Source organism: Paenibacillus sp. FSL H3-0321 (assembly GCF_038002865.1).
In the GTDB taxonomy this organism is placed as follows: Bacteria; Bacillota; Bacilli; order Paenibacillales; family Paenibacillaceae; genus Paenibacillus_AQ.
Map to the genome: position 1 here is coordinate 6,646,468 of NZ_JBBODH010000001.1, position 16,616 is coordinate 6,663,083.

A 16,616-nucleotide genomic window follows, 5' to 3' on the forward strand; every position below is an offset into this window, starting at 1 on the left:
TTCGAACAATTTCATTATAGACTTGAAATCCGGGAGAGCTCAACGATATTCATAAATCCCAATAGTTATTACAATAAGTCCTTTAGTTTGTACATGTTGATTGAAACCGCTTTAATTATATAATATGCCTAAGCAGAGTTTTGTCTGAACCTACATTAATCAAGAAAAACAAGGAGCGACAATGCAATGATAACGAATCGTACAAAGCCTGGTTCCTCGCCGGTCAAGCAATTTACGCTTGTAAAAGAGGGAATCGCGGGCAAGATTTACATAGATCCCAAGGGGGAGGATTATGACGGATTACGCCGGGTAGCCAAGTCATTTGCAGCGGATATACATCTCGTGACGGGTACAGAGCCTTCCATCCTTACACAAAAGGAGCACCTGGCTGGAATGGCTGTTATTGCCGGATCGATTGGCAGCAATGATGTCATTGATACGTTAATTGCAGAGGGGATTCTGGACGTATCCTCCATTCAGGGCAAGCGGGAATGCTACCGGATTCAGAGGGTGGAACATCCGGTTCCCGGAGTAGATCAGGCGCTGGTGATCGCCGGGAGTGATAAGCGGGGCACGATATACGGCATCTATGCAATTTCCGAAAGGATTGGAGTCAGCCCGTGGGTATACTGGGGGGATGTTGTCCCGGACAAGAAGCCGCTGCTGGATTTTTCTGCAGAACAGCTCAATATCACATCCAAGGAACCCTCCGTCAAATACAGAGGGATATTTCTGAATGACGACTGGCCCTCCCTGGGCTCTTGGGTGACTCAGGCGTTTGGCGACTTCAACGAAGAGTTCTACGATAAGGTATTTGAGCTGATTCTCAGGCTGAAAGGGAATTATTTATGGCCGGCCATGTGGAGCGCTGAATTCAGCCTGAACGGCAAAAGCAGCCCGATCGCCAATGCCAGGCATGCTGAAGCATACGGCATCATCATGGGAACCTCCCATCATGAACCTCTGTTCCGGGCAGGCAGCGAATGGCAGAAGGTATACAAGCAGTATGGAACAAGCAACCTGTGGGATTTTGCCCGGAATAAACAGGCGATCACCGATTTCTGGGAAGACGGAATCAAGCGTAATAAGAGCTTTCATAACCTGATCACCCTCGGCATGCGGGGGGAGGCCGATTCCGCCCTGGAGGGTTCTGACCGGGAGAATATTGAACTGCTTAAGGACATCATCCTGACCCAGAAAGACTTACTACGGAAATATAATCTGGACCATGCGCCGCAAATTCTCGCTGTATACAAGGAAGTAGAGAAATACTGGTACGGCACTGCAGAGGTAAAGGGACTGAAGGACTGGGAGGTACTGAAGGATGTTACGATTCTGCTGGCTGACGACAACTTCGGCAATCTGCGGAAAATCCCCGCGGTACACGAGCAGCACCGCAGTGCCGGCTGGGGCATGTATTATCATTTTGACTATCATGGCGGTCCGCATTCCTATGAATGGGTGAATACCATTCCGCTGGAGAAGATCTGGGAGCAAATGTCCATGGCGTTCGATTACGGCATCCGCGAAGTATGGGTCGTTAATGTAGGAGACCTTAAGCCCATGGAATTGCCGATATCCTATTTTCTGGATTTGGCATATGACTTTGAAGCTTGGGGGAGCCGTGCAATCAACCGGACTGGCGAATATACCAGACGGTGGGTGGAGCAGCAATTCAGCCATTCTCTGGAGGCAGGAAGTGTAGAAGGAATCGGCCAGTTGTTATCGGATTACACTAGAATGAACGGCCGGCGCAAACCGGAAATTATCAGCACTTCAACCTTTAGTCTTGTGAACGGTCACGAGGCACAGAGAGTTTTGCAGCTGGCGCTTGGAATTGAGAACGCAGCCGATACCTATAATGCGTTGATCCCTGATTCGCAGACAGATGCCTATTATCAGCTCGTCTATTATCCTGCGGTAGCTTCGGCCAATGTGGTCAAAATGCACATCTATGCCGGACTGAGCAAGCTGTACGCTGAGCGGGGCAGTGTTCTGGCCAATACCTATGCGAAGTTGACAACGGAAGCAATCGAGCGGGATAAGGAACTGGAGCGTTATTATAATACCCGGCTTTCAGGAGGGAAATGGCAGGGGATGATGAGTTCCGCTCATGTCGGGTATGTCCACTGGGATGCGGAAGGGTGGAAGTATCCGGCGGTGCACACCATAATTCCTGGCCAGAAATCTCAAATGATCGTTGATGTAGAGGGAACGGAGCAAGGATATGTTACGGGTACGGCTAATCTCCCGGTATTCAGCAATCTGCACCAAGAGACGTATGAGATTACGATCAGCAATGGCGGAGCGGCGGGCTTCATGTATAGGGCAGACTGCAATGCGGACTGGATCAGGCTGGATAGCACGCAGGAGTGGGTGGACACAGGGAAGACGATACAGGTAAGTGTGGACTGGGAGAAAGCAAAGGGGAAGGAATCGGGTGAAATTACCCTCACCGGTGTCGGAGGAACGGTTAGGATCGAGGTATCCTTGGACTGGTTTGACCTCCGGGAGGTGCCGCCGGCAACCTTTATTGAAGCTCATAATATCGTGGCGATTGAGGCGGAGCATGCCCTAAGCCGTGTTTCGAAATCTGGAGTTGAATGGAGGATTATCAAGAACTATGGCCGTTCTTTATCCTCAGTCAAAATGTTCCCGGACGGAGCATCTTTTGCCGGGCCGGAGCATGCGCCATATCTCGAGTACCGGATTCTGGTGCGTCAGGACGGGGAGTACACCTTGACCGCTTATCTTGCCCCGACGAACAATCTGTCACCGGTCAGAGGATTGAAATATGCGGCAGGTTTTGATGGCGAAACTCCGGTGATTGCAGACGCCCTGCCGCCGGATTATGAAGGCGGAAACCATGACAATGAACCTTGGTGCCGCGCCGTTATGGATAATATTCATACGCCCGTCACCCGTCATGCACTGACCCAAGGGGTGCACACTCTTCGTTTTTACGGACTCACTGCCGGCCTGGTTGTGCAAAAGCTAGTGCTGTCTGCTTTCACACTGCCCTATACCTGCCTTGGGCCGGAGGAGAGCTACAGTACGGGACGGGCGTAGGTTCAGATGCGTTTTTTGATGTGATAGACAATGAGCAGCATCAGCGGGAAAACGATGGAATAAGTGAAGTCCCAGTCTACCCAGGAGGCGGGGACTTCTTTGACGTAGAAAATAATATCTTTTGCAATCAGATGGGTCAGCCCGTAAAGCAAAAATGCCACCGGAAAAATTAGGGGACGGTATGATTTCAGCTTCAGCAGCTGGGCGGTCCCTAAGACAAAGGCGTAGAAGTAAAGCGCTGTTTTGAAATAGGTGCTAATAATCCATGTGGTAGCCATTAAAGCCTCCAGCCGCTGGAGAAAATTGCCAATGTTGATTCTTTGGGCAAGAATATAGGCTGCATAGAAGTTGTGCTCGGAGAAATAAGCACCCAACACCGTCAGGGAAAGAAACAAAATAAGGTTTAGTCCAACCCCTCCGATGAGCAGGGCGATGAATATATTCCGGCTTGTATTGCTTTGTTTTTTGGCATAGGGATACACCATGAAGAATACGCATAATTCCCCAAACGGATAAAACACCCCGAAAAAAACCGTGTGCAGCATGTCAGGAAACGGTGTATTCATAATCGGATAGATCTGCTCTATACGCATATCGGGAATCAGCAGAGCGAGCATACCAATCAGAAAAACCGTAAAGAAAGGGAGGAAAATCTGGGCCGCCCGCCCCAGCGTTTCCAGACCCAGTCTTAAGCCATACACCAGCAGAACAATGGCCATGAAGCGGATAACTCCCCCGGGGGTCGCCTCGTAAACCTGTGTGCACATAAAATCTTCAATTTCCCTGACATAGGTAGAGGCAGCAATGAGAAAAAAGAATAAATAACTCAGAGCTACCGCTCCACCTGCCCATTTTCCTAAAATTTGTTGTGAAAGCTCGATAATTGTTTTATTAGGATCAATATTGGCTGTAGTTATCATCAGCTTTAGGGTTGCGAGACCCAAGGGAATACTAATGAGGCCGGCGATCCACGCATCTTCGTGAGCTCCTGCTGTCATTACAGAAGGATATGTAAGCGCCATGTCCCCAATAAGAGTAAAAAGCCCGAGTACTATCATTTGAGCGGTACTGATCTGGTCCTTTTCAAGTCCCATGTGATTCCTCCGTATCTGCTGCAAGCCCTCTTCAGCGTTTCAATATCATTTTCCTTAGCATGCAATATCCTTCCATAATTATGCACCCTAAACAAAATAGAGGTGGAATCGGGATAATTATCAAATTCCGCATCATACTAAGGACAGCTTGTTCACGAAAAACGGAGGTTACGTTATGGAGGATATCCTTAGGAGCCCATTGTCACACCGGCTAGAGGATAATCAGAAGCAGCTATCCCAATTGCTCGGGAAAAGCACCGATCTGATAATCAAAGAATTGCAGCTGGATCCATGTACGCAAATTGCAGTGATCTATATAGATGGTCTTATAGACACGCAGGTGCTGCATAACTCTATTCTTTTTTCCCTTCAGGAAGGCTGTGCCCCCGAGCTGCTGCGGGATCTTGATGCCGGGCAGAAGTTTGAGCTTCTGCAGAAACGTATCCTCATCGCAGGAGATCTATCTGTTACTGATGATCTGAGACAATTTGTGTATCAGCTGATGTCCGGCAATGTGATGGTGCTGGTGGACGGAATATCGAGTGCCCTGCGGATCGGGCTTCCCGGGTGGGATGACCGGAGTGTAAGTGAACCCAGCTCGCAATCGGTTGTGAGGGGACCGATGGAGGCGTTCACAGAGAATATGAGAACGAACACGTCATTGATCCGAAGAAAAATAAAAGACAGTCACCTGTGGCTCGAAACCTTCCAGATCGGCAAGGTGACGCAGACCAGCGTGTCCATTATGTATCTCACTAATATCGCAAGCCCTGACCTGGTGCTGGAGGTAAAGCGCCGATTGGACCAAATAGATACAGACAGCATTCTGGAGAGCGGATATATCGAAGAATTTATTCAGGATAAGACTGCCACGCCTTTCCCGACAATCTATAACAGTGACCGGCCGGATACCATCGCGGCGGGAATTCTGGAAGGGAAAGTGGCGATTCTTGTGGACGGAACGCCTTTTGTCCTGTTGGTGCCTTGCTTTTTTGTCTCCTTTTTCCAATCTGCCGAAGATTATTATCAGCGGTCCGATATTGGTACCTTGCTGCGGTTTGTTCGCTTTCTTTCTTTTTTTATTACGATGCTTGCCCCCTCCTTTTACGTGGCGGTTACTACGTATCATCAGGAGATGATCCCTACCAGTCTGGTCATAAGCCTTGCCGCACAACGGGAGAGCGTCCCGGTTCCGGCTTTCGTGGAGGCGCTGCTTATGGAATTGACGTATGAGATTCTCCGGGAAGCGGGCGTGAGAATACCGAAGAATATAGGGCAGGCCATCTCTATCGTCGGTACGCTGGTCATTGGCCAGGCAGCTGTTGCGGCGGGTTTTATCTCATCGGCGATGGTTATTATTGTATCCATTACGGCCATTTCCAGCTTTGTCATACCGGAGTCGGGCATGGCCATTGCCGCAAGAATGATTCGTTTTGTATTTATCGTGCTTGCTGGTTTTATAGGATTGTACGGGATATTGTTTGGCGTGTTTTTGATTGTGCTGCATTTAGCAAGCCTTCGTTCATTCGGCATGCCTTATATGAGTCCAATCGCTCCATACGAATCGAAAGATCTGAAGGATTCGATCTTCCGCCTTCCTTGGCCGCTTTTAAAGACAAGGCCGGCTAACTTGAAAGTACAGAATTTAAACCGTCAAGACACTTCCAAGGGGAAGGAACCGGCTTATGAGCCCAATAAAAAGTAAACTCCTTCGGCTGCTGCTTGCCCTTCTCATTCCCCTGCTGCTTAGCGGTTGCTGGGAAAGAAAGGAATTAAATGAAATAGCCTTTGTGCTGGGAATGGGACTGGATAAGTCAGAATCCGGCTACAAGGTCACGATGCAGGTGGTTATTCCTTCTTCGATTTCTTCACAGACAGCTGGAGGAGCGGGCGGCGGCGGCGGGGTACCAGTGGTTGTATCCAGCTTCACAGTGCCCACGATCTATGAAGCGGACCGGCAATACACTCTCATCAGTTCGAGAACCAGCTACAAAGGGCATATCCGTGTACTGGTGATCGGAGAGGAGCTAGCCCGGGCCGGGATCGCCGAGACACTTGATGTACTGAAGCGCAGCCGGGAGCCGCGGAATGATTACTTTGTCATGGTCGCGAAAGGGACCACAGCCGAAGAAGTGCTGAAGGTTCTCACCCCGCTTGATAAAATACCGGCGAATAAATTGTTTAGTTCCCTGGACAAATCCTACAAGATATCAGCCAAAACAACTGCTGTCTCCCTTAACAAGTTCGTTGATGATCTGCTGTATGAAGGAATTAACCCGGTGTTGACCGGAGTGGAGGTGGATGGCAATACCAGCGAAGGCGACAAGATGAGCAATCTGGAACAGAGCGTACCTAAAGCCAATTTACAATACCGTAGCTTAGCTGTATTCAAGAAAGACAGGATGGTCGGGTGGTTAAGTGATAAAGAGACAATCGGCTACAATTACATCACCGATAACGTTGTCAAAACCTCAGGTAATGTAATAGGGGACGACGGCCGGCCTATTGTTATTGAAGCGATACGGACAACCACTAAACGGAAAATGAAGATGGTCGGCGGTGAACCGCATATTTATATTCATGTAAAGGCGGAGGGCAATGTGCAAGAAGTCCAGAGCAAGGATAACCTGGAGGCGGAGAGTGTGATTAGACAACTGGAAAGGAAATCGGAAGAGCGGATAATTCTGCGGATGGAAACTACCGTCAAGCAAATTATCGAGCGCTACAATGTGGATGTCATGGGCTTTGGACAGATGATCTACCGTGCCAATCCTAAAGCTTGGGCCAGGCTGCAGCAGACAAAGGGGGACAATTACCTGAAATCGCTGCCTGTCCATTACAAAGCCACCATGTCGATTAACCGGATCGGTATTACAGACAGATCTTTTATTGACGATGTCAAGGAGTGAGCGAAATGCTGTTGCTGTTATTTCTGGCTATTGCGGCTGTCTGTATAGCCGTCGATGTGCCTTTGCTAAAGCGGGGAAGCAGGACCCGGGATTTGCTGGTCTGGGGTACGCTCTGGATCATGGGCCTTGGTGCGACTGTCTGCTTCTTGTACAGAATCAAAGTACCAAGCCCGCTCCTTCTGGTCATGGTGATCTATAGGCCCGTCAACAGCCTGTTTCAATCATGGTTTTATTAGGTTCGTAAATGGGTTGCCTGATGTCTGCAAAAATTAACAGCATGGTTTTGAAAAAAATGGTATCCTATTCAAAATGAGGAGGATGAGTGATGGGTATGCAGGGAGTTGCGTTATTGAATTCTTTCAGACCGCTTATTACCAATAATAATCTCAACAATAGCAAAGCAAATGTGTCTGATTTCAAGAACCTATTAAATGGCGTTGAACAAAAAGTGGAAAAAACAAATACATTTATCAGTGCGAAGCAGAGTCTGCAAGAGACTTACCCTGACTTAAAATATCATGTGTTGGATTCGTCTCAATTTACGTATTGGAACAGGCTGGACTTTCCTGATTCAAAGCTTTTTGAAGATCATATAGATGCTGAGGCCTTAAAAACCTGGAAACCAACCACCCAGACTGCGACAGGCTATGAACCATGGGTGCAACGTGATCTTGAAAAAATACAAAAAGGTCTTCATGTAGTTTTTATACATCCTGCCACACAGGAAAAGATGGACAAAGATCCTGAATATGCGAAATGGATTGCAGATAAAATCGAGAAATATTTTGAAAACGACATAAAGATCAATAAAGCGATAGATCCGAAGTCGGTTGAACAGATGTCACAGGCGGTTTCAATTACAGAAGATGGACAAATCGGATTGCATGTAACAGTTTGTGATGGGCCTTCGGCACAACCATCCGCTGAGAAGGAAGCATCCGCTATAAGAGGAAGAGAAGAGGGGCCGTTAAGACAACTCCAGGAGATGCCGATTCGCGTATCATTGGGGAAGGCAACAACTGCTCCATTACAATATGATAATAGATATGCATACAGCATTATTCCGACAACGCAGATCACAAGGTCATGATCCTATCTAACCAAAGCGGAGGATTCCCAGGAATGCTCCGCCTTCTGTTCCGTGCAGGTTAGCTGTCTGAAACTTCAACTGATATTTGTATGACATAGTTGTCCGGATTTTTTTCTGCCAAATAGTTGAGGAGATCCACTGAGTAAGCACTCCCGGAGATAGCCATTCCTTTGCTGCTTATATATTTATTTATAATTGAGTACGTTACGGGCATTGTTTCATACGATCCTCTATGATTCATGATGACATAGCGTCCTTTGGGTTTGATGATCATCCGCTCCCCCGGAATCGGGGTCTTGAGCCTATTGGCAATATAATCCGCATAATAATCTCCCGACTCCAGGCGGTCCTTGCCTAAAATGGTCCAAATCGGGAACTCGCAATCAATAAAGTGATGCTCGCAATATTCCCGGTGTTCGCTTAATTTGTGTGCAAACTCCTTATCACCATCGCCCTGTTGTAATTGCACGGCAATGAAATACTCCTCTTCACATTCCTCTATCGACGGCCCATCGTCTGCCTTCCCCTGAGCTTGCTCCGTCATTTCAATAGCGCCTTTCAACAGGCTTTGCATCCTTTTAATTTTATTCCGCTCGACTTCCAGGACATCCAGCTTCTGTTTGAGCAGCTCCAGGAGCAAAGGGGTGTTCTGATTTTGCATGAATCCCTTGATCTCCTGAAGTGAACTTCCCGCCTTTTTCAGCACATTTATAATATCAAGCGTGTAAGATTGCGGAATGGAATAATAACGGTAGCCCTTTGAGTTGGTATATTCCGGTTTTAATAGCCCGATTTCATCATAATGAAACAGGGTATGTTTGGTGACTCCGCAAGTTTTGGCAAATTCGCTGGTAGTAAGGTATTGACTGTGATTTTCCGGCATATGCAGTTCCTCCATCCGATTCTAGATGTGTTATATAAATTGAACTTATAATTCTTCTATTCTGGGAATGGCCGTGACTCCAGAGAATGTTTGGACTTCCGGCCGTTGTTAGGTTTGGATTTCCTGAATTTAACCGCGAATCGCGGTAGAAATCCAAACCTTGCCCATGCTTCCGAAGAGAGCTTTCCTACGGAAAGCTTTCAGGCGGACGCTATCGCTCCTCCAGTTCTAAAATTCCCCTCCGCCACTTTTCCCTAAATGTAATTCTCAAGTTCAATCTATATAGCTTAATATTTTATCCTGAAAATCATCGCTTGACTATAGGGTTACCCTATAGTTTAACGTTTGAAATGTAAAATATACTTTGTATTATTGGAGGAACAACATGTCTAAGTTCAAACTTTGGATGATTCTGGCTATCGTATCAAGCGCACTTTTGCTTATTGTGATGGATATGACCATCCTGTATACTGCATTGCCCAGCTTAACGCATGATCTCGGTGCGTCTGCGTCAGAAAAATTATGGATTCTCAATGGTTACTCTCTCGTTATGGCGGGTTTGCTTCCGGCGATGGGGACACTTGGGGACCGTTTGGGTTATAAAAAAATTTTCACCCTCGGGTTGCTCGTATTTTCTGTTGCTTCACTTACCGCAGCCTTTTCCCCCGTCCCTCTAGTATTGGTTGCAGCCCGGGTTCTTCTTGCAGTTGGAGCGTCCATGATGATGCCTGCGACATTGTCCATTATCAGAGTTACCTTTACGGATGATCGTGAACGTGCACTCGCAATCGGCATTTGGGGCTCCATTTCCTCCGGCGGTGCAGGACTTGGTCCGATTGTCGGCGGGCTTTTGCTGGAACATTTCTGGTGGGGTTCCGTGTTTCTGATTAACCTGCCGATTGCGATCATTGCCTTGGCCTTAACAGTAATTTATGTTCCGCAACATGCTGGCAATAAAGATAAGAAATGGGACCTCATCGGTTCGATCCAAATCATGATCGCTATGGTGGGACTTATCTATTCAATTAAAGAATTTGCGCGGCGTGACGGATCCATAACATTCGCTATAATGGGGGCCGTTGCCGGTGCCCTGGCACTGATTATCTTTATCCGCCGCCAGAACAAAAGCAGCAGTCCGCTAATTGATCTTTCTTTATTCAAAATCACAAGATTCTCCACTGGTTTTATCACTGCCCTGGTTGGTGCATTTGCACAAATGGGGATCCAATATATTGTGACCCAGCGTCTTCAATTGGTGGAAGGTCTGACACCGCTCCAAGCAGGGTTGTTCACGATAAGCATCCCGGCTGCAGCTCTAATTGCCGGCCCGATAACGGGGGCTGTCATGCATCGTTTTGATGTTATCCGGTTGAAGAGCCTCTCTCTGCTGATTGCCAGTCTGGGGATGGGCATCTATTTAACGCAGTTTAATGCAGGTATAGCCGGGCAAATTGTTGGACTGGCTTTATTGGGTGCCGGATTGGGAGCAGGTATGACAGCAGCCTCTCATTCGATTATGAACTATGCCCCTTCACATAAAGCAGGGATGGCTGCGTCCATTGAAGAGGTTGCATATGAGATGGGGGGAGCATCGGGCATAGCTATCATCGGAAGTATGTCGGCGCTAGTGTATTCCCTGTCTATGAAAATCCCTTCGGGCCTTAAGGTGCCTGCGATTGTGAAGGACAGTCTGGATGAAGCACTGCTGGTTGCAGAAGGCTTGCCTCCTCAGGCTGCAGAAGCATTGAAAGAGGCAGGCCGTACTGCCTTTGACCACTCTTTTATTATTATTCTTGCGGGTGTAACTGTATTTTTGGCAGCAGCGTCGCTAATCGTCCGGTTAGCCGGAGGGCGGTCCAAGGCTCATGATCTTTTAAAACTTTAGCGCTGGGCACCAGGAGATGAGGAGAGGGGAAAGGGAGTAACGCAAAAAAGCCACTTCACGGTGTGAAGTGGCCCGAAATACCGTTCTACTATTATTGACGCAATGTCTTTAGCGCTCCGCTCCAGGCCAGCACTTGATCAAGCATCGCGTTTACATTTGCGGTATGCAGATCAGCCGGTTTGAAGACTGTACCGTTCTCGAAGTCTGTGAACAAGGACAACAGCGGGTGTACCCGGACATCCGCAACCTGCAGTTCACCGAGAATTCCACGCAAGTGTTCAGCGGCGCGTACACCGCCTGCAGAACCATAACTTACGATACCTGCAGCTTTATTGTTCCATTCATCACGGGCAGAATCCAGTGCATTCTTGAGTGCTCCCGTAAGGCTGTGATTATATTCCTGGGCAATAAATACGAATCCGTCGAGTGTGGCAAGCTTTGCTCCCCAAGCCTGAGCGGGTGCGTAATCATCACTTTCACCAAGCAGCGGCAATTTGAAATCAGCAATGTCCACGATCTCATAGTTGGCATCTCCGCGTGCGTCTGCGATTCCTTTTACCCATTCACCTACTTGCGGGCTTACCCGTCCTTGGCGAGTGCTGCCGAGTATAATACCGATGTTTAACTTTGTCATTTGAATTACCTCCTGAGTGATTTCTTAGTTATAGTTTCTAATAACTTCTATGCGTTTATTATAGCATATTACTTTTTTAAAGCAAGTGGTTTTTCGAAACTATTAATTTTTTTGAATTTGAGCAGAAATTACTAGGCGTACTACAAGTGGAAACGGCTTCGCCGTCCTCAAAAGGACGGTATCCGTTTCAGCGAGAAATAGAAGGATAATTTATAGCGTGAAGCATATAAATTCTTATATTTAAAAAAATCCGCCAAAACGGCGGATTCTAATGCTGCTTATTGATCAATCTCAATATCTCTATAATATTCGTCTTTGAGAGTTTCCCAATGCTGTTTGTCTTCATCGGTAATGGTTCTAAGCACTTTGCAGGGGTTGCCCACAGCAATAACATTATCGGGAATATCCTTGGTGACTACGGCCCCGGAACCGATGATCACATTGTTGCCGATGTTTACACCGGGATTTATTACTGTATTTGCGCCGACCCACACGTTGTTTCCAATGGTAATCGGTTTGCCAAATTCGAGCATGGTATTGCGGACCTCCGCATCAATGGGGTGGCCGGCAGTATATACACCTACCCTTGGACCAAATAACACATTGCTGCCGATGGTTACGGGTGCCACGTCAATGATGATGCAGTCATAATTTGCATAGAAGTTATTGCCGATTGAGATGTTGCAGCCATAATCGCAGCGGAAAGGGGGTTCAATATACAAGGATTCCCCTGTAGAACAGAATAATTCCTTGAGCAATTCCACTCTATATCCTAACTGTTCTTCCGTACTGTTGTTGAACAAACGGGTGAGCATTCTGGATTTCTTATGGTCTCGGGCTAAATCCCCGCCTCCGGCAAGGTAGAGCTTGCCCGCTAGCATGTTTTCTTTGTTTGTCGCCATGATTTCGGCCTCCTGAAGTGTTCTTTATTATCTTTACTGCAAGATTGCCGCCAGAATTACCGGCGTTTCTCTATAAGCTGTAAAGAATAGGTCATGCTTTCGAGTGTGATGGCAATAAGGCCGTTCATGTAATCATCATCAGGGTCATCTAGCAGAATAAGCTGAGGCATATGTTCTGCGGGGATGATCTCCAGACAGCTTTCCAGAATGTGCTGCACATCTTCTTGTCTGAATTGCTCTCCCGTAAGTGCAATGGTCTTCGGATTAATAACCGCGGTCAATGAAGCTACAGCATGCACTGCCAAAGGGAGAAAGGTGTCATCCCCACCCAAGCGGATGAACTGCTCTTCCCGGGAAATTCCAAAGGGCAAAAAAGAAACTTCGCCAGCAAACCGGGTATTTCCCTTGTGAATATGTCCGTCAATTATAATCCCCGAGCCCGGAAAGCTGCCGCGGATAAAGGTCAGCACCACGATGGTTTTGTCTTCATCATAGGACTGTTTGTTGTAGAATCCGTAGGCGGTGAGATTCATATCATTTTCAACAGTGACCTCGACGTTGTACTTCTCCTTAAGCAGTGATTCCAGCGGAACATTGATTAACGAATGGATATCACATATATTAATAACGCCTTGATGTACAAGACCCGGAATACCTATGCCAACGGCCTTAATATTGTTATATTTCTGTGTGAGCGTTGCGACCAGATGATCAAAGCTTGCCGCGTCGATAAGCTCGGGTTCCAGCAGACCCTTTTCCACAAGTTCACCGGTTGAATTCGTTACCGCAAAGGTTAAGGATAACGAGCCGTCCTCCGTTTTGGCATAGATGCAGGCGATATAGGAGAAATCGGCATTGTACAGGAAACGCCTTGCCGGGCGTCCTCCGCTGGAAGCTTCCAGTTCGGTTTCAATAACCTCGCCGGTTTCGACCAGCTCATTGAGGATGTTTCCGCAGGTCGCTATACTTAACCCTGTAACGCTGGCTACCGCAGCCTTTGTGCCTTGCTTCATCGCTTTTAAGGCTTCCTTGATCAGTTCCTGATTTATCCTTTTGACGCGAATGGAATTGTTGGCGATCTGATTCATTGGGTGCATCCTCCATACCTTTGACACTTTCGATATTGGTTATTAAAAGTATTGTAAATAATATACCCTGAGTTTTTGCTATTGTCCAGCAAGCCAAAGAAAAAAGCAGCCCTCACCAGGGCTGCTTTTTTAAGATCACAATATCCAATGGACTCTAACGGCTATTCCCGCCGGTATTTATCCCGGTCTGCTTCCGTAATTTCACGGATGACCCGGCAGGGATTGCCGGCTGCCAGCACACCGGAGGGAATGTCCTTGGTTACGACACTTCCGGCGCCGATGACCGTGTTGTCACCGATGGCCACGCCCGGCAGGACGCTTACGCCGCCGCCAATCCAGACGTTGTTTCCAACTGCAATCGGAAAGGCAACTTCCAGCCCTTGATTGCGCTGTTCCACGTCAAGTGCGTGCCCTGCAGTATAAAATCCGCAGTTGGGCGCTACGAATACATTGTCGCCGAAGGTAATCTTCGCCCCATCGAGCATTACACTGTTGTGGTTGATATAGAAATTTTCTCCGATCTCAATATTATAGCCATAGTCGCAGACAAAAGGTTGTTCGATCAGGAACCGCTCTGCTGTGCTTCCCAGAAGTTTTCTGATGATTTCTTCTCTACCTTCGGTATTTGCCGGATGCAGCCGGTTGTATTCATAACACATTCCCTTAGCGTATAAACGTTCTTCGATCAATTCCTTGTCATAATTTGCATCGTACAATAAACCTAAATGTGATTTTTCTTTTTCTGTCATAACCATCTGGTCTCCACTTCCTATCATTTTATTGCCGTATATTGGTAAAATAGACCTTTAAATTTTACCATACGATTTCTATTTTATTCAAATAGGATGGAATTTACAGGTGAACTGATCTAGAATAAAAGTTGTGTACAAAACAACCGGAGCCATTAGAGCCGGATCTATGGAGAGGAGCAGTGTGAAATGAAGTATCGCAGATTGGGTGGAACAGGGCTTAAGGTCAGTGAAATCAGCTTGGGAAGCTGGCTGACTTACGGCGGTTACGTGGAACGTGAGAATGCCGTTAAAGCCATTGAAACCGCTTACGGATTGGGTGTTAATTTTTTTGATACGGCCAATGTATATGAAAAAGGAGCGGCGGAGAAAGTGCTGGGCGAAACTTTACGCGGATTTCCCCGCGAGTCCTATGTTCTGGCGACCAAGGTTTTCGGCGTTATGGGGGAGGGGCCCAATGACCGCGGATTGTCCCGCAAGCATATTACCGAGCAGTGCCATGCCAGTCTGAAACGGCTTGGGGCCGAATATGTGGACATTATGTACTGCCATCGCTATGATCCGGAAACTCCTATTGAAGAAACACTGCGGACACTGGATGATCTGGTCCGTCAGGGCAAGGTGCTCTATGTGGGTGTAAGTGAATGGACGGCAGCACAAATGACGGAAGCACTCGCGGTCGCCGACCGTTACCTGCTGGATCATATCGTTGTTAACCAGCCTATTTATAATATGTTCGAACGTTATATTGAGAAAGAAATCATTCCGCTCGGCCAGCGCAAAGGAATCGGACAGGTTGTCTTTTCCCCGCTGGCCCAAGGTCTGCTGACGGGGAAATACAGCTCCGTCTCTGATATTCCTGAGGATAGCCGGGCAGCTAAGCTGGACTGGATGCGCAAAGGGATAACGGATGAGAAGATTGCCAAAGTGCGTCTGCTTGAGGGTGTTGCGGCTGAACTGGACATTTCTGTCGGCAATTTGGCGCTGGCCTGGATTCTGCGACAGCCAAATGTGGCAAGCGCGCTGGTCGGTGCAAGCCGTCCGGAGCAGGTTGAGGAGAATGTTCTGGCCTCAGGCATAGAACTCTCCGGGGATATTGTGACCAAGATTGAAGAAATTCTGGGCTAAAGAGAGGAGCAGACAGAGATGAAGGTATTATTTATCGGAGGGACAGGATTAATCAGCGAGGCCGTCTCCAGACTGGCCGTTCAGCGCGGGATAGAGCTGTATCTGTTTAATCGCGGAGAGCGGGGCGAATTCGTGCCGGAAGGTGCGAAGGTGATCCAGGGAGATATCCGCAAGGGGGCGGAAGCCCGTGAAGTGCTGAAGGGGTATGAATTTGATGTTGTGGTAGACTGGATCGCGTTCACTCCTGAGCAGGTACAGCTCGACATCGAACTGTTTACCGGCAAGACGAAGCAATATGTCTTTATCAGCTCGGCATCGGCTTACCAGAAGCCGCAGCGGCATTACCGGATCACGGAAGAGACGCCGCTTGTCAATCCATACTGGCAGTATTCACGCGATAAAATCGCCTGTGAGGAACTGCTGCTGGAAGCCCATCACAGCAACGGCTTCCCGGTTACGATTGTCCGTCCGTCGCATACTTATGGCGTTACAGCAATTCCTGCAGCTTTGACGAGCTGGCAGCATCCCTGGTCACTGGTAGAGCGTATCCGCAAAGGCCAGCCCCTCGTGATTCATGGGGACGGAACCTCACTCTGGACGCTGACCCACAATACCGATTTTGCCAAAGGGTTTGTCGGCCTGCTGGGACATGCTGAAGCCATTGGAGAGGCTGTCCATATCACTTCTGATGAAGTGCTGAGCTGGAATCAGATTTATGCTGCCATTGGGGAGGCTGCAGGCAGAGAGCCGAAGGTTGTGCATATCTCCACGGATTTCATCGCAGCCCATACACCGGCGGGCACAGCGGATGGCCTGATCGGGGACCAGGCGGTAAGCAGTGTGTTCGACAACAGTAAAATCAAACGGCTTGTGCCGGATTACGAGGCTACGGTTCCATTCGCAGAAGGAGTGAAGCTGTCGGTGGCGTGGTTTGAGCGTCATCCTAAGCTGTGCTTGATGGACCAGGAATGGTCGAAGATGCTGGACAACCTGATCAGCAAACATGGCATTGATCCCAAGCTGCTTTCTTATTACGTTTAAGTTTAAGCTCATAGGGTGCACATAAGCTCAAAAGACGGTGATTCCTAATAAGGATCACCGTCTTTTTGTGGGGAATTTTGTTGCTTATACGTGCTGATGTGAGGCGTGGCATGAAACGGGGAATCTTGAATATACTCTCACTAC

The 16,616-nt window shown here is 47.9% G+C and carries 14 protein-coding genes; 8 read left to right on the top strand and 6 right to left on the bottom strand.

The features are described 5' to 3' along the window. Window positions 1-186 precede the first annotated feature (186 nt). Window positions 187-3,069 carry a glycosyl hydrolase 115 family protein gene (locus MHI45_RS29240; protein ID WP_340899536.1) on the top strand — a complete coding sequence of 961 codons (2,883 nt, stop codon included), beginning with the start codon at window positions 187-189 and terminating at the stop codon, window positions 3,067-3,069. A 2-nt stretch (window positions 3,070-3,071) separates the two neighbouring features. On the opposite strand, the gene MHI45_RS29245 is transcribed toward MHI45_RS29240, so the two are convergent. Then, a complete protein-coding gene (locus MHI45_RS29245) occupies window positions 3,072-4,163 on the bottom strand; it encodes a GerAB/ArcD/ProY family transporter (RefSeq protein WP_340899534.1) in 1,092 nt (363 codons plus the stop codon). Window positions 4,164-4,338: 175 nt separating this feature from the next. On the opposite strand from MHI45_RS29245, the gene MHI45_RS29250 reads away from it, so the two are divergent. The 4 genes from MHI45_RS29250 to MHI45_RS29265 all read left to right on the top strand — a co-directional run bounded on the left by MHI45_RS29250 (window position 4,339) and on the right by MHI45_RS29265 (window position 8,162). After that, a complete protein-coding gene (locus MHI45_RS29250; protein WP_340899533.1) occupies window positions 4,339-5,868 on the top strand; it encodes a spore germination protein in 1,530 nt (509 codons plus the stop codon). Then, a complete protein-coding gene (locus MHI45_RS29255) occupies window positions 5,849-7,072 on the top strand; it encodes a Ger(x)C family spore germination protein (protein ID WP_340899532.1) in 1,224 nt (407 codons plus the stop codon). The genes MHI45_RS29250 and MHI45_RS29255 overlap by 20 nt, the downstream gene beginning before the upstream one ends. 5 nt (window positions 7,073-7,077) lie before the next feature. Further along, the gene (locus tag MHI45_RS29260; RefSeq protein WP_340899531.1) at window positions 7,078-7,308 is read left to right on the top strand and encodes a hypothetical protein; all 231 of its coding nucleotides are present in this window, start codon (window positions 7,078-7,080) and stop codon (window positions 7,306-7,308) included. 89 nt (window positions 7,309-7,397) lie between these two features. Continuing rightward, the gene (locus MHI45_RS29265) at window positions 7,398-8,162 is read left to right on the top strand and encodes a hypothetical protein (protein WP_340899530.1); all 765 of its coding nucleotides are present in this window, start codon (window positions 7,398-7,400) and stop codon (window positions 8,160-8,162) included. A 58-nt stretch (window positions 8,163-8,220) separates the two neighbouring features. Here the strand turns inward: MHI45_RS29265 and MHI45_RS29270 are convergent, their stop codons facing one another. Then, window positions 8,221-9,045: a MerR family transcriptional regulator gene (locus MHI45_RS29270; RefSeq protein WP_340899528.1), complete on the bottom strand. Its 825-nt coding sequence runs from the start codon at window positions 9,043-9,045 to the stop codon at window positions 8,221-8,223. A 385-nt stretch (window positions 9,046-9,430) separates the two neighbouring features. Between MHI45_RS29270 and MHI45_RS29275 the strand changes: the two genes are divergently transcribed. After that, window positions 9,431-10,930 (top strand): MFS transporter, encoded by a 1,500-nt coding sequence (locus tag MHI45_RS29275; RefSeq protein WP_340899526.1) that lies wholly within the window; start codon window positions 9,431-9,433, stop codon window positions 10,928-10,930. Between the two features lie 91 nt (window positions 10,931-11,021). Here the strand turns inward: MHI45_RS29275 and MHI45_RS29280 are convergent, their stop codons facing one another. From MHI45_RS29280 to MHI45_RS29295, 4 genes are all read right to left on the bottom strand, one after another. Further along, complete coding sequence (locus MHI45_RS29280) at window positions 11,022-11,564, bottom strand: NADPH-dependent FMN reductase (RefSeq protein WP_076113308.1); 543 nt, start codon at window positions 11,562-11,564, stop codon at window positions 11,022-11,024. A 278-nt stretch (window positions 11,565-11,842) separates the two neighbouring features. Continuing rightward, on the bottom strand, window positions 11,843-12,466 hold the full coding sequence (locus tag MHI45_RS29285) for a sugar O-acetyltransferase (RefSeq protein WP_340899525.1): 624 nt from the start codon (window positions 12,464-12,466) through the stop codon (window positions 11,843-11,845). A 56-nt stretch (window positions 12,467-12,522) separates the two neighbouring features. Continuing rightward, window positions 12,523-13,554 carry an ROK family protein gene (locus tag MHI45_RS29290; RefSeq protein ID WP_076114282.1) on the bottom strand — a complete coding sequence of 344 codons (1,032 nt, stop codon included), beginning with the start codon at window positions 13,552-13,554 and terminating at the stop codon, window positions 12,523-12,525. A gap of 161 nt (window positions 13,555-13,715) precedes the next feature. Continuing rightward, window positions 13,716-14,303 carry a sugar O-acetyltransferase gene (locus MHI45_RS29295; protein WP_340899523.1) on the bottom strand — a complete coding sequence of 196 codons (588 nt, stop codon included), beginning with the start codon at window positions 14,301-14,303 and terminating at the stop codon, window positions 13,716-13,718. Window positions 14,304-14,492: 189 nt separating this feature from the next. Between MHI45_RS29295 and MHI45_RS29300 the strand changes: the two genes are divergently transcribed. Together MHI45_RS29300 and MHI45_RS29305 are read left to right on the top strand one after the other, a co-directional pair. Continuing rightward, window positions 14,493-15,431, top strand: a complete 939-nt coding sequence (locus MHI45_RS29300) for an aldo/keto reductase family protein (protein WP_340899521.1) — start codon at window positions 14,493-14,495, stop codon at window positions 15,429-15,431. 18 nt (window positions 15,432-15,449) lie between these two features. Beyond that, window positions 15,450-16,472, top strand: a complete 1,023-nt coding sequence (locus tag MHI45_RS29305) for an SDR family oxidoreductase (protein WP_340899520.1) — start codon at window positions 15,450-15,452, stop codon at window positions 16,470-16,472. Window positions 16,473-16,616: the final 144 nt, after the last annotated feature.